General features: G+C 74.3%; 11 protein-coding genes. 7 read left to right on the plus strand and 4 right to left on the minus strand.

Annotated features, from left to right (window positions below; genetic code table 11):
- The first annotated feature begins 20 nt into the window (after nucleotides 1–20).
- Nucleotides 21–1,379 carry a 6-phospho-beta-glucosidase gene (locus ACFVXK_RS20500; protein ID WP_389613615.1) on the plus strand — a complete coding sequence of 453 codons (1,359 nt, stop codon included), beginning with the start codon at nucleotides 21–23 and terminating at the stop codon, nucleotides 1,377–1,379.
- A gap of 194 nt (nucleotides 1,380–1,573) precedes the next feature.
- Nucleotides 1,574–3,550: an MDR family MFS transporter gene (locus ACFVXK_RS20505; protein ID WP_389613669.1), complete on the plus strand. Its 1,977-nt coding sequence runs from the start codon at nucleotides 1,574–1,576 to the stop codon at nucleotides 3,548–3,550.
- Between the two features lie 17 nt (nucleotides 3,551–3,567).
- On the opposite strand, the gene ACFVXK_RS20510 is transcribed toward ACFVXK_RS20505, so the two are convergent.
- A complete protein-coding gene (locus tag ACFVXK_RS20510; protein WP_389613617.1) occupies nucleotides 3,568–4,062 on the minus strand; it encodes an NUDIX hydrolase in 495 nt (164 codons plus the stop codon).
- 195 nt (nucleotides 4,063–4,257) lie between these two features.
- On the opposite strand from ACFVXK_RS20510, the gene ACFVXK_RS20515 reads away from it, so the two are divergent.
- Nucleotides 4,258–5,769 carry an NAD(P)/FAD-dependent oxidoreductase gene (locus ACFVXK_RS20515; protein ID WP_389613619.1) on the plus strand — a complete coding sequence of 504 codons (1,512 nt, stop codon included), beginning with the start codon at nucleotides 4,258–4,260 and terminating at the stop codon, nucleotides 5,767–5,769.
- Nucleotides 5,770–5,793: 24 nt separating this feature from the next.
- Here ACFVXK_RS20515 and ACFVXK_RS20520 read toward each other — a convergent pair whose 3' ends face one another.
- Nucleotides 5,794–6,024 (minus strand): hypothetical protein, encoded by a 231-nt coding sequence (locus ACFVXK_RS20520; RefSeq protein ID WP_389613621.1) that lies wholly within the window; start codon nucleotides 6,022–6,024, stop codon nucleotides 5,794–5,796.
- A 143-nt stretch (nucleotides 6,025–6,167) separates the two neighbouring features.
- Here ACFVXK_RS20520 and ACFVXK_RS20525 point away from each other — a divergent pair, with 143 nt between their 5' ends.
- The gene (locus ACFVXK_RS20525; protein ID WP_389613623.1) at nucleotides 6,168–7,571 is read left to right on the plus strand and encodes a hypothetical protein; all 1,404 of its coding nucleotides are present in this window, start codon (nucleotides 6,168–6,170) and stop codon (nucleotides 7,569–7,571) included.
- On the opposite strand, the gene ACFVXK_RS20530 is transcribed toward ACFVXK_RS20525, so the two are convergent.
- A complete protein-coding gene (locus ACFVXK_RS20530) occupies nucleotides 7,568–8,641 on the minus strand; it encodes an ATP-dependent DNA ligase (RefSeq protein ID WP_389613624.1) in 1,074 nt (357 codons plus the stop codon). The two genes, ACFVXK_RS20525 and ACFVXK_RS20530, sit on opposite strands and share 4 nt — an antisense overlap.
- 75 nt (nucleotides 8,642–8,716) lie before the next feature.
- Here ACFVXK_RS20530 and ligD point away from each other — a divergent pair, with 75 nt between their 5' ends.
- The 3 genes from ligD to ACFVXK_RS20545 all read left to right on the plus strand — a co-directional run bounded on the left by ligD (nucleotide 8,717) and on the right by ACFVXK_RS20545 (nucleotide 12,656).
- Complete coding sequence (gene ligD, locus ACFVXK_RS20535; RefSeq protein ID WP_389613626.1) at nucleotides 8,717–9,748, plus strand: non-homologous end-joining DNA ligase; 1,032 nt, start codon at nucleotides 8,717–8,719, stop codon at nucleotides 9,746–9,748.
- Nucleotides 9,749–10,077: 329 nt separating this feature from the next.
- Nucleotides 10,078–11,148 (plus strand): hypothetical protein, encoded by a 1,071-nt coding sequence (locus ACFVXK_RS20540; RefSeq protein ID WP_389613628.1) that lies wholly within the window; start codon nucleotides 10,078–10,080, stop codon nucleotides 11,146–11,148.
- Nucleotides 11,145–12,656, plus strand: coding sequence for a hypothetical protein (locus ACFVXK_RS20545; protein WP_389613630.1), 1,512 nt, complete (start codon nucleotides 11,145–11,147; stop codon nucleotides 12,654–12,656). Before ACFVXK_RS20540 ends, ACFVXK_RS20545 begins: the two co-directional genes overlap by 4 nt.
- On the opposite strand, the gene ACFVXK_RS20550 is transcribed toward ACFVXK_RS20545, so the two are convergent.
- Entirely contained in the window at nucleotides 12,653–13,600 is a 948-nt protein-coding gene (locus ACFVXK_RS20550; protein ID WP_389613631.1) for a GDSL-type esterase/lipase family protein, read from the minus strand. The two genes, ACFVXK_RS20545 and ACFVXK_RS20550, sit on opposite strands and share 4 nt — an antisense overlap.
- Nucleotides 13,601–13,674: the final 74 nt, after the last annotated feature.

A 13,674-nucleotide genomic window follows, 5' to 3' on the forward strand; every position in this document is an offset into this window, starting at 1 on the left:
GCCGGAAGGACGGTAGGGGCGTGCGGTTGACCATCCTCGGCGGGGGCGGATTCCGCGTCCCGCTCGTCTACGGAGCACTGCTCGGCGACCACGCCGAGGGCCGGGTGACCCGGGTGGCCCTCTACGACGAGGACCCCGCGCGGCTCGCCGCGATGGCGCGGGTGCTCGCGGACCAGGCCGCCGCCTCGGGCGTGGCGGACGCCCCGGAGGTCACCGCCACCGGGGACCTGGACGAGGCCCTGCGCGGGGCCGACTTCGTCTTCTCCGCCATCCGCGTCGGCGGCCTGGAGGGGCGTGCGGCGGACGAGCGGATCGCCCTGGCCGAGGGGGTGCTCGGCCAGGAGACCGTCGGCGCGGGCGGGATCGCCTACGGCCTGCGCACCGTGCCGGTGGCCCGGGAGCTGGCGCGCAGGATCGCCCGCACCGCCCCGGACGCCTGGGTCATCAACTTCACCAACCCCGCCGGCGTGGTCACCGAGGCCATGTCCGAGGAACTGGGCGGGCGGGTCATCGGCATCTGCGACTCGCCCGTCGGCCTCGGCCGCCGGATCGCCCGGCTGCTGGGCGTGGCCCGCCCCCAGGAGGCCTGGATCGACTACGTGGGGCTCAACCACCTGGGCTGGGTGCGCGGCCTGCACGTGGGCGGGCGCGACCTGCTGCCCCGGCTGCTGGCCGACGACGGGGCCCTGGAGTCCTTCGAGGAGGGGCGCCTCTTCGGGGCCGACTGGCTGCGCTCGCTGGGCGCGATCCCCAACGAGTACCTGCACTACTACTACTTCAACCGGGAGACCGTACGGGCCTACCAGGAGGCGAAGCAGACCCGCGGGGCCTTCCTGCGCGACCAGCAGCGCGGGTTCTACGCCGAGGCCGGCCGGCCCGGGCAGCCCGCCGGGGCGGCGCTGGCCGCCTGGGACCGGACGCGGGCCGAGCGCGAGGCCACGTACATGTCCGAGAACCGGGAGGTGGCGGGCGTCGGGGAGCGCGAGGAGAGCGACCTGGAGTCCGGCGGCTACGAGAAGGTGGCCCTGGCGCTGATGCGGGCCATCGCCCGCGACGAGCGGGCCACGCTGATCCTCGACGTCCGCAACGGCTCGACCCTGTCCGTGCTGGACGCGCAGGCGGTGATCGAGGTGCCCTGCCTGGTCGACGCGAACGGGGCCCACCCGGTGTCGGTGGCCCCGCTGCCGCTGCACGCGGTGGGGCTGGTGACCTCGGTGAAGGCGGCCGAGCGGGCGGTCCTGGCCGCCGCGGCGAGCGGCTCGCGGGCGGACGCGGTGAAGGCCTTCGCGCTGCACCCGCTGGTGGACTCCGTGGCGGTGGCCCGGCGGCTGCTGGAGGGGTACGCGGCGCAGCACCCGGGGCTGGCGTACCTGCGCTGAGCCGGGGCCCGCGGCGGGCCGGGCCGGCGGCGCGGACCGGCGGGGCCGCCGTGCGGGTTCACCCGTACGGCGGCTTGCGGCATGCGGGGCGGGCGGGCGGCTGTGACAGTGCGAGGGTGACCACTGCCCCCGCCGCGGCCGCGGCGCCGCCCGCGCTCGACCGGCGGCGGCGCAACGTCGTCTTCGGCACGATCATGCTCGGCGTGCTGCTCGCCGCCCTCGACCAGACCATCGTGGGCACCGCGCTCCCCACGATCGTGGGGGACCTCGGCGGCGGGGACCACATGGCCTGGGTGGTGACCTCGTACCTGCTGGCGGAGACCGTCGCGACCGTGCTCGTCGGCAAGTTCGGCGACCTCTTCGGCCGCAAGGTCGTCTTCCAGGTCTCCGCGATCGTCTTCATCACCGGCTCCTTCCTCTGCGGGCTCGCCGGGAACATGTCCCTGCTGATCCTGTGGCGCGGGGTCCAGGGCATGGGCGCCGGCGGCCTGATGGTCACCTCTATGGCGCTGATCGCCGACGTGGTGCCGCTGCGCGAGCGCGGTACCTACCAGGGCGCGATCGGCGCCGTCTTCGGCGTCGCCACCGTCATCGGCCCGCTGCTCGGCGGGCTGTTCACCGACCACCTGAGCTGGCGCTGGGCCTTCTACGTCAACGTGCCCGTCGCGGTGCTGGTGGTCGCGGCCGCCGCCCGGACCATCCCCTCGGTACGGGCACAGGGCCGGCCCCGGATCGACTACCTGGGCATCGCCCTGGTCGCGGTGGGGTCCAGCGCGCTGATCCTGGCCACCAGCTGGGGCGGCAACGAGTACCCCTGGACCTCCGGGGTGATCCTCGGGCTGCTGGCCGGCGGGGTGCTGGCGCTCGCGCTGTTCTGCCTGGCCGAGACCCGGGCCGCCGAACCGATGCTGCCGATGCGGCTGTTCCGCAACCCCGTCTTCACCGTGTGCTCGGTGCTCAGCTTCGTCGTCGGCTTCGCCATGCTCGGCGCGATGACCTTCCTGCCGACCTACCTCCAGTACGTGGACGGGGACTCCGCCACCCTGTCGGGCGTACGGACCCTGCCGCTGGTCGTCGGCCTGCTGATCGCCTCCGTCTTCAGCGGCAACGTCACCAGCAGGACCGGCCGGTACCGGATCTTCCCCATCGTGGGCTGCGCGGTGATGGGAGCCGGCCTCTACCTGCTGTCGCGGATGGACGCGGACACCGGCGCCTGGCTGGAATCGGTCTACATGCTCGTGCTCGGTGCCGGGATCGGCCTGTGCATGCAGGTGCTCACCATCGCCGTGCAGAACACCGTCGACTACGCCGACCTCGGCACGGCCACCTCCGGCGTGACCTTCTTCCGGACGCTGGGCAGCTCGTTCGGGACCGCCGTGTTCGGGACCATCTACGCCAACAGCCTGGGCCCCGAGCTGAAGTCCGCCGTGGCGGCGGCCGCCCGGGCCACCGGCCAGGACCCGGCGCGGCTCGCGGTCGCCGCGCAGAACCCGCAGCGGGTGCACGCGCTCGACCCGGCGGCGTCCGGCCCGATCGTCGGCGCGTACACCGAGGCCCTGCACACCGTGTTCCTGTGGACCGTTCCGGTGGCGGCCGTCGGCTTCGTCGTCGGACTGTTCCTCAAGCAGGTCCGGCTGCGCGACAGCGCCCGCGCCGCGTCCACGGACATGGGCGACGGCTTCGCCTCGCCGGCCACGGCCTCCGGGGACTCGGCCAAACTGCTGGAGCTGGCGGTGGGCAAGCTGGTGCGGAACATGGGCCCGCAGCAGGCCCGGGGGATCGTCGAGGCCTCGGACACCCGGCTGGACATGGCCGGGGCGTGGGCCGTCATGCAGGTGGACCTGCTCACCCGCACGGTCGGGCACGCCGGCCTGGGGCTGATCGCCTCGCGCCGCTCGCTGCCGCCGGAGGTGCTGCTGCCGGTCTTCGACCGGATGGTGGAGGAGGGCTACCTGACCCGGCAGAACGGATTCTTCAGCCTGACCCGGGGTGGACAGCGGGAGGCCGACGTCATCTCCGCCGCGTGGGCGCGGTGGCTGGGCGACCAGCTGGAACGCGACCGCGGCCGCCCGCGCAGCGCGGAGCTGAGGGCGGCGGCGGACGCGATCGCCAAGCGGCTGCTGGCCGAAGACCTGCGCGAGGGGAACTTCGCGCCCCGGCAGGGCGTTTAGCCTTGCACGTTCAGCGTTCAGCGTTCCGCGGGGCGCGTGGCGTAGTCGTGGCCGGAGGCCTCGGGCAGCGAGGCCAGGGCGGGGTTCCAGGCGCGCAGCACCGCGGCCGAGGGGGCGTAGAGCGCTCCGGGGATCTCCTCCGGGGCGAACCAGCGCCACCGGGCGATCTTGTGGGGCTCGGTGACGGCCGGGGTGCCCTCGGCGGAGCGGGTCAGGGCGGCGGCCGTCAGCCGGGTCACGTCGGTCGCCGTGCCGGAGATCTGGACGGCCAGCACCTCGACGGCCTCCGGGGCGGTGCGCAGGGACGTCTCCTCGGCGAGCTCGCGCGCGGCGGCCTGCTCGAAGCCCTCCCCGGGGTCGACCTTGCCGCCGGGCAGTTCCCAGCGCCCGTCGTGCGCCTGGCCGAGCAGGACCCGGCCGTCGGGGCCGAGCACGACCAGCCCGACGCCGACGACGGCGTTGGGCCGGGGGACGGCCCGCGGGGCGCCGGCTTCGGGGGGTGGGGGAGTCACGTGGGGCCGTCCTGTCCGTCGTCCGGCGGGGGAACGGCCATTGTCCCATGCACCGACCTGAGGAGACGGGGCGTCAACCGGCGCGTGGCCGGCCCCTCGGACGGGTGTGCGAGTTTCGGCCAGGGGCCGCGCGTGCAGGCTCTGGCGGTCCGATCGTCGTACGTACCTCGGGTACCTCGGGGCAGGGGGCGCGCAATGGCACATGTGCTGGTGATCGGCGGCGGGGTCGCGGGACTCGCGACGGCCCTGCTCGCGGCCCGCCGAGGACACACGGCCGAACTCTTCGAACGCGACCCCCGGGCCCCCGGCGCCGCTCCCGCCCGGGGCTCCCTCGACCGGGACTTCTTCGACCGTGACTTCTTCGGCTGGCAGCGGCCCGGCGTCCCCCAGGCGACCCAGCCGCACGTCCTGCTCGGCGCCGCCCGCGCCGTGCTCCGCGCCGAGCTGCCCGACGTGTACGCCGAGATGCTCCGGCTCGGCGCCCGCGAGCGGCACGAGCTCGACTGGTTCGACGTGAGACCTCCCGAGCGCCCCGGCGACGAGGACCTGGTGCTGGTCCAGGCCCGCCGCATCGTGCTGGAGAGCGCGCTGACCACCGCCCTGCGCGCGCAGCCGGGCGCGGTGGTACGCCACGGGGAGCCGGTCACCGGGCTGACCGCGACCGGGGGACCGCAGCCCAGGATCACCGGCGTCACCACCCCCGGCGGCGGGTACGGGGGCGACCTCGTGGTGGACGCGGCGGGCCGGCGCGGCGGCTCCGCGTCCCTGCTGGCCACGGCCGGCTGCCGCCCGGGCACGGTCGAGCGGCACCGTACCGGCCTCGCGTACTTCTGCCGCTGGTACCGGCTGCCCGACGGGGTGGAGGACGGGCCCCGCCGCCCCTGGACGGTGACCGGCGGGGCCTTCGCGGGCTGCGCCGTCTTCCCGTCCGACAACCGGGTCTTCGCCGTGACCGTGTTCGCGCACACCGGCGACCCCACCCGGGGCGCCCTGCGCGACCCGGCCGTCTTCGAGGCCGCCGCCCGGGCCTTCCCGCCCGGCGCGGCCTGGCTGGGGCTGGGCGCCGAGCCGCTGTCGGAGGTACTGGCCACGGCGGGGCTGGACAACCGGTGGAGCCCCCTGGCCGACGGCCGAGGCCCCGTGGTGAGCGGGATGGTCCCCGTCGGGGACGCCCTCACCCACACCAACCCGACCCTGGGCCAGGGGACCTCGCTCGCGCTGTGGGCGGCCGACCGGGTGACCCGCACCGCCCACCGCGACCCCGGATCCCCCGGCTTCGCCACCGGGTACCACGGCTGGGCGCTGCGCACGCTGAAGCCCTGGTTCGACTTCCAGGCGGGCGCGGACGAGGCCGTCGGGCAGCGGCTGGCGGCCGGGGCGGGGGCCGTCGTGCCGGGCGGCGGCGGTGCGGGGAGCCTCCGGCCGGGCCTCGCCGGGCGGGCGCGGGAGGCGGCCGCGCTGTTCGAGTGCGCGCTGGAGGACCCGGAGGTGATGCGGGCCCGGGCCAGGGTCCGGCACCTGGCCGAACCACCCGGACGGGCCTACGCGGACCCCGTCGTCCGGACCCGGGTGGCACACTGGCTCGCGCGACGGCCCGGCTGGACACCGAACGCGGTGGGCCCGGACCGCGCATGGTGGGAGCAGCTCACCGCCCCGGCCGCCCCGCTCCCCCGGCCGGCCCCGCCGAGCACCTCGGCCAGGTCGTAGACACGCCTGCGGCGGCAGTGCGCTTCAGGTCGTGGTGATGGGCTTGCCGTCGTTCTGGCCGCCGGCGCAGATCCACAGGCCCGCGGCGGAGTCGTACACCACCTGCCCGACGCCGTCCGCCACGCACTCCGGTCCGGTGACGGCCGGGACGACGGCCGGGACGACGGCCGGGACGGCGGCCTGCGCGACGGGGACGGCGGCTCCGGACGCGGCCAGCAGGAGGGCGGCGGTGAATCCGAGGAACCGGGTACGCATGGCAGCTCCTGTGGGTACGGGCGAAACCGACACGTCAACACCAGCTTCGCCCCGCCCCCTGACGGGCGCACCAGGACGCGGCGGGGCGGCCCGGCCCGCCCGTTCCGGGGGCGCCTCCCGCGAACCGGCGGCAGGCTGGTGTCATGGCGAACACGCGCGACGTGTCCGTGGGTGCGCCTGATGCCGCCGGCCGGCGGCAGGTCCTGATCGACGGCGATCCCGTGGGCAAGGCCCGGTCCCCCGGACAACTCCGAAGAATCCTGCACCGGGCAGGCGTGCCGTCCGGGCACCCCGTCTACTGGCGGGGCGCGGACTGCACGGTCTGGCCGAGGGCGGGATGGCGGCGCACCATCGCCCTGGGCATGATCGCGGGATTCGTCGCGACCGCGATCCCGCTCTTCCAGATCGGACTGGCGGACAGCGGTAACGCCCTGACCTACGGGGGACGCATCGCGGGAGTCACCGTGCTCGTCGCGGCCGTGGTGGAGGTGGTCGCGGTCGGGGCCGCCGTCAACTACTGGTACTGGAACGGGCGGCCGTGGCGCTACTCGGGGGCGGTCCTGCTGGCCGGAGTCGCGATCTCCCTCCTGTGCAGCATCTCCTTGCTGCTGTTGCAGATAGGCGAGCATTTCAACAAGTACACCGCGGTCGGGATCGTCCTCGGTGTGTGGTCCCTGCTGGCACTGACCGGACTCGTCAGATGCAAGGCGTGGAAGGGGCTCCGCAATCCCAGGAGAATCGCGGTCGGCGCCGTCGTCTCGGCCGTGCTCGCCAGCGCCAACCTGGCGTACTCGCAGATCTACCTCCCCTATGTGACGACGCCGCTGATACAGAGCGGCGCGGAATTCAAGGAGGCCAGCCTGCCGAAGGGGCAGAGCCGCATGTACGTGACGGTCCACCTGTACGTCAAGAACGCCGGCCGGGTGCCCGTCTACATACTCGACAGCATCTACTGGGTCCATGGCGGGCCCGCGAACATCGAAGGAGCCAGGACCAGCCGATTCGAGTTGATCTACGACGGCGCCTTCGTCGCACCGGTGGGCCGCGTCCTGAATCCGGGGGAAGAGATCGCGCAGGACGAGGTGGTTCAGGTCCCGGACGCCGAGAAGAGGAAATTCGAAGTGATCAAGGCCCAGACCGAGGTCTACGCGATCAGGGAGGACCGGGTGAAAATGGGCCCCGACTACTCGCGCTCCGGGAAGGGGGGAAAGGACCTCGAAAGGGAGATCGACAAAGGGGACCCGCCGGATGCGAAATACAGATACCGGGCCGACATCTCCAACAGCAGTGAAATCCTGAACGTGACCCGCGACAAACAGCGCATCACCGTGTGGAGGACGGCCAAGGGCGAATGGCCGGGCATCGTCGTGGACGTGTCGCCCCCGGGCGAACGGATCGTCTTCGATCCCCTCTACCCGTACGCGAACGAGAAGGCCATCGACCGGTACGGGCTCACGCAGGTGCGCGGCTCCATGGTGGAGACCCCCTACGCCGAGCTGCTGGAGAAGGCCCGCGCCGGCGAGAAGGGCACGGGCCAGGGAGGCTAGGGCCCCCCATCCGTGCCCAGCACCTCGGCCAGGTCGTAGCCGACGACCTCCTCCAACTGCTCGTACGTGCAGCTCTGCGCCGTGCGGTCCGGACGCCAGCGGACGAACTGCGCGGTGTGGCGGAAGCGGTCGCCCTCCATGTGGTCGTACTTCACCTCGCAGACCCGTTCCGGACGGAGCGGGACCCAGGACAGGTCCTTCTTCCCCGTCCAGCGGCTCTGCGCGCCGGGCAGCCGGGCGTTCTCGTGGGCGGCCTCCTCGGTCCAGGAGGCCCACGGGTGACCCGTGGCGTCCGGCATCCGCAGCGGCTCCAGCTCCTCGACGAGTTCGGCGCGGCGCTTCATGGGGAAGGCGGCGCAGACGCCCACGTGCTGGAGCGCGCCGTGGGCGTCGTACAGGCCCAGGAGCAGCGATCCGATGATCGGACCGCTCTTGTGGAAACGGAAACCCGCGAGGACGACGTCGGCCGTACGCTCGTGCTTGATCTTGAACATCAGGCGGGCGTCGGGCCGGTAGGGCAGGTCGAGGGGTTTCGCGACGACCCCGTCCAGCCCGGCGCCTTCGAACCGCTCGAACCACTCCCGCGCGAGCGCGGGGTCGGTGGTCGCGGGCGCGAGATGCACGGGGGGCCGGGCTGTGGACAGGACGTGGACCAGGGCGCTGCGGCGGTCGGCGAGCGGGGTGTCGAGGAGGGACTCGTCGCCGAGGGCGAGCAGATCGAAGGCGACGAAGCTGGCCGGAGTGGTCCCGGCCAGCAGCTTCACCCGGGAGGCCGCCGGGTGGATCCGCTCGGTCAGCCGGTCGAAGTCCAGCCGCCCGCCGTGGACGATCACGATCTCCCCGTCCACCACGCAGCGGTCCGGCAGGTTCTCCTTCAGCGCCGCCACCAGCTCCGGGAAGTACCGGGCCAGGCTCTTGCCGGTGCGGCTGCCGACCTCCACCTCGTCCCCGTCGCGGTGCACGATCGCCCGGAAGCCGTCCCATTTGGCCTCGTACTGCATGCCGGGCGGGATCTTCGCCACGGACTTGGCGAGCATCGGCTTCACGGGAGGCATCACCGGCAGGTCCATACCGCCGATTCTGCGGTGGTACGTCCGGGTCCGCTCGGTGTGCGGGGCCGCCCGCGCGCGCCTACCGTGGCGCCCATGGGCGGTAGCGCGGGTGGTGCGATCGAGCTCGACGCGGGCGGGCGGGCGGTACGCCTGTCCAGCCCCGGCAAGGTGTACTTCCCGGAGCACGGGTACACCAAGCGGGACGTCGCCGAGTACTACCTGGCCGTCGCCCCCGGGATCGTCCGCGCCCTGCGCGACCGCCCCACCACCCTGGAGCGCTACCCCGACGGGGTGGAGGGCGAGTCCTTCTTCCAGAAGCGGGCCCCGAAGAACCTGCCCGACTGGATCCCGACCGCCCACATCGCCTTTCCCAGCGGGCGCACGGCGGACGAGATCTGCCCCACCGAGCCGGCCGCCGTCCTGTGGGCCGCCAACCTGGGCTGCCTCACCTTCCACCCCTGGCCGGTGCGGCGCGGGGACACCGACCGGCCGGACGAACTGCGCATCGACCTGGACCCGCAGCCGGGCACCGACTACCACCACGCGGTGGCCGCGGCGCACGAACTGCGCGCCCTCCTGGACGAGGTGGGGATGCGCGGCTGGCCCAAGACCTCCGGCGGACGCGGGCTGCACGTCTTCGTGCCGATCGAGCCGCGCTGGACCTTCACGGAGGTCCGGCGGTGCGCGATCACCCTGGGGCGGGAGCTGGAGCGGCGGATGCCGGGGAAGGTCACGACGGCCTGGTGGAAGGAGGAGCGCGGCGAGCGGATCTTCGTCGACTACAACCAGACCGCCCGCGACCGGACGATCGCCTCGGCGTACTCCGTCCGCCCCCGCCCGCACGCCCCGGTCTCGGCGCCCCTGCGCTGGGAGGAGGTCGACGACGCGGAACCGCGCGACTTCGACATCGTGACGATGCCGGCCCGCTTCGCCGAACTGGGCGACCTGCACGCCGACATGGACGAACACGCCTTCAGCCTGGACCCCGTCCTGGAACTCGCGGCCCGTGACGAACGCGACCACGGCCTGGGCGACATGCCGTACCCGCCGGACTACCCGAAGATGCCGGGCGAACCCAAGCGCGTCCAGCCGAGCCGCGCGAAACACCAGGACCCGCAGGAGTGACCCGCCGTAGGGTGCGCGCATGGCAGCCCGAACCCACCCCGCCCCGTGCCACCTCCCGCTCCTCTTCCTCGACGTGGACGGCCGCTGATCCCCTTCGGCGGCACGGGCCCACCATCCGGAGCCGGCCCTCCTGTGCCGGGTCGACCCGCGCACGGGCCTCACGGACGCGGACTTCGAAGCCCTCGCCCGGTGGCGTGCGCAGGCCGGCGGCTGAGCTCGGTCCCGGCCACGGACAACCGTACGTTCGGCCGATTTTCGTCTCATGGCGGCGGCCCGGGGTGCCGCACCATGTCGCTTCCCGGTAACCGGGGCCGAGGCTTGGGGGAGCCATGACGGATACGACCAGCGAGGAGCACGAGCCCACGGGGCAGCCCGAGAGCACCGCCGGGCCCACGCCCGAGGCCGGGGCGGAGGGGCAGGCCGGGCAGGACGGGCCGGACGAGAGCCTCGCGCAGGAGTCGCAGGAGTCGCAAGGTCCGGACGCCGGGCAGGACGGAGAGGACGCCCAGGAAGGGCGGGAGGCGCCGGGCGGGGGCGGGAGCGGCGACGGGGCGGACGCGGCCGACGGAGCCGGGCCCGCCGCTGGGGCCGCCGAGGACCCGCCCGACGGCGCGGAGCCGGAAGGCGGCCCGCTCCGCCGACGGGTGACGGGGAAGCTGCGCACGCTGGCGCTCGCCGCCGGCGGAGTCGTGCTCAGCGCGGCGGTCGCGGCGGTCGTCTCCGCCTACCTCGACATCTGGTCCGTGCGGGAACCCCCGCCCGGCGCCCCCCGGATCACGGCCGCCTCCGAAGTCTGGTGGGACCTGCTGAGCGACCACCACCTCGTACGGTCCGCGCCCGGCTCCGCCTACGAAAAGGAGCCGCTGCCGGACGACGACGCCCAGGACACCCTCGCCCGCATGGTCACCGCCGGCGGGGTCGACGCGGGCACGATGCGGATCCGGCTGATCCTCTCGAACTTCACCCGCACCCCCGCCACCATCACCTCCCTCCGCGCCCGCATCGAGAGCACCCGCCCCGCACCCACCGGCCCGCTCTACCACTGCGGCGGACCCCAGGGGACCGCGGAGGTCAGCCGGGTGACCCTCGACCTGGCCGTTCCCCAGCGGCCCGCGGCGGAGACGAACGCCGAGGGGAAGCAGGTGCAGTATCCGAGCGACAAACTCCAGGTGGCGGCACAGGGGGAGCCGGCCTACTTCGACGTCCAGGTGTTCGCGGGCGTCGCGGAGGGGCCGGCCGCCCTGGCCTACGAGTTCGTCCTCGACGTCGGCTACACGCAGGGCGACCGGCAGGAGCACCTGATCGTGGACAAGGCGGGGCGCCCGTTCGCCCTGGCGCAGGGGACCAACGACTGGGGCCAGGGGTTCCGCTGCCAGGGCAAGGCCTGGAGCGCGCGGTGACGCGCCGTACGCCGACGGCCCGGAGCCGGTCCGCGGTCTCCGGGACCGCCGTCCTGGCGCTCGTGCTGTGTTCCGTCCTCACCGTCGTGCTCCTGCACCGGCTGTTCCCCGGCCCGGACGCCCGAGGCCGGACCGGCGTCCACGCGACGGGTGCACCGCTCCTGGGCGGCGACGGTTCCTGGACCGCCACCCTCCCCGAGGCCGGTGCACGGCCCCCGGCCGAGCTGGTGAGGGGCGCGCTGGGCTGCGTGCCGCTGTTCCGGTGGGCCACCACGGCCCGGGCCGTTCCCCGCGGCCAGGTCACCGTCGCGTACTCGGTCGGCGCGGCACCCTCCCGCCCGGCCGTGGTCCGCGGCGTGCGCGTGGTCAGAGGGTCCGACCTTCCCGCCCCGCGCGGGGACGACGTCGGCTGTGCCGCCTGGGCGACGGACGAACGGGAGGCCGTCATGGCCGCCGCCGACGACAAGCCCGTACGGCCGGTGCTGCTCTCCCTGGACCGGCCGGGGGTCCGCCGGGAGGCTCCGCTCCCGGTCCGGGCGGGTGGGAGTGCCGCGGGGCTGGTCACCGTCACGACGGCCGCCTGCACCTGCGCCTGGTGGCTCGAACTGGACGTGGAGGAGAACGGCAGGCCGGTCACCGTCCGGGTGGACGACGACGGGCGGCCCTTCACCCTCGCACCGCCGACGGCGACCCCGCTCTCCTCCTCCGCCGACCGGGAGTTCCGCAGCACCCCCCTCTCCCGGGCTTTCGGCGATCCCCAGCAGCCCCAGGCCGGGATCACCGTCGCCGCCGAGCTGTCACCGCCGTACGGCAGCTGGCAGGCGGAGTCCGACACCCCGCAGGACCCGGCCGCCGCCGTCGGCGGCGAGGCGCGGCTCGGCGGCGTGGCCTGCCGCCGCACGTACGACTCCGTGGTGCGCGCGGGAGGCGTCCCCGCCGGGCCACACGCACTCGACCTGCGGATCAGCGGCCCTCCCCTCGTGGAGGGGGCCGTCCTGGACGCCTCGGTACGGCTGGAAACGGTCCGGCTCGACGCCGCGCAGCGCTACCGGTACTCCTGCGCCCGCGCCGGCGACGAGCGGGCCGACCCCGGCGAGGTGGTGGGGGCCGACCGGCACCTCTATCCCGACACCCTGCACGCCCTCGGCCCGTTCCCCAGCGGCTCCCTGAAGTACGACCCGGACTGGCGTCCCGAGCGGGGCGTGGGCCTGACGATGCCGCTGGCCACGGACGAGCGGTTCGCCTTCGGCACGGCGGGCCCGGACGGCCGCGGCACGTTCGGCATCAGCGCCGACATCGAGCCCGAGCAGGCCACCTACGGCTTCACCGTGGACGTCGTGGTCACCCTGCCGACGGGGGAACGCGCCGCCTTCACGCTGACCGACCACGGCAAACCGTTCCTCCTGGGGCCGGGAAGGACCAAGCTCCAGCCCGTGCACCAGCAGGACCTCCTCGAACCCTTCGCCGGCCCCCACGCCCGCTACCAGAAGAAGCTCGGCCTGGGCTAGCCCCGCTCCGGTCCCGCCGTGAGGTGGCGGTAGAGGGCTTCGTGGCCCTCGGGGGAGGGGTGGATGCCGTCCGTGAGGAGGTCGGGGCGGCCGTGGAGGGGGGCCCACAGGTCGACGTGGTCGACGTGGTGCTCCGTGCACCAGGCGCGCAGGACCTCGCGCAGGGTCAGTGCGCGGGACTCGGTGAAGCGCAGGCCCTCGTAGTCGGCCGTGCGGGACTCGTCCAGCCAGAGGGGGCCGAGGACGACCAGGCGGGCGCCCCGGTCCCGGGCCGTGGCCGCCAGCGAGGCGAGGCTGTCCGCCAGGCGGGCCGCCAGCCCGTCGGGGGTCTCGTGCGGGGCGGAGGCGGGGAGGGCCGAGTCGTTGATGCCGGCGGCGATCAGCAGGGTGTCCGGGCGGCGGGCGGCGAGGAGGGACGGGGTCTGCTCGGCGACCTCGGCCAGGGTGCTGCCCGGGACGGCCAGGTTGAAGACCCGGTGGTCCCGCTCGTTCGCGGCGATGTGGCGCGCCGCCAGCCGGGCCGCCCAGCCGCCCCGCGGGTCGCAGCGCCCGTAGGCGATGCTGTCGCCCGCGATCACGATCCGGGCCGCCGGGCGCAGCGGGTCCGCGTCGAGGTAGGCCCAGGCGCTCTCGCCGGAGGAGAGCAGCACCCGACGGCGGACGTAGTCGTCCACCTCGTAGGCGTCGGCGGCGGCCAGCTCCCCGTCGGTCAGGTGCAGGACGACGCCCTCGACCACGGAGCCCAGCCGGCACTCCAGGGTCAGGTGGACGTCGAGGCCGCTGGCGGCGATCACGTCCGGGTCGGTGATCTTCAGGGGCCGGGTGGCGTAGCCGGCGAGCGAGGCCGGCGAGCTGGGCACGGTGCGGCCGAAGAGGGCCGTCTGGACGTGCGCCTCCTTCAGCGTGCCGAAGGAGAACAGGGCGTGGGGGCGTGACTCGGTCACCGTGAGGACCGGGGCCTTTCTTCAGCGGATGATCATCACTTCACCCTATCGGCCCCTCGGGCGGTGTTGATCGG

Source organism: Streptomyces sp. NPDC058157 (assembly GCF_042884105.1).
Classification (GTDB): domain Bacteria; phylum Actinomycetota; class Actinomycetes; order Streptomycetales; family Streptomycetaceae; genus Streptomyces.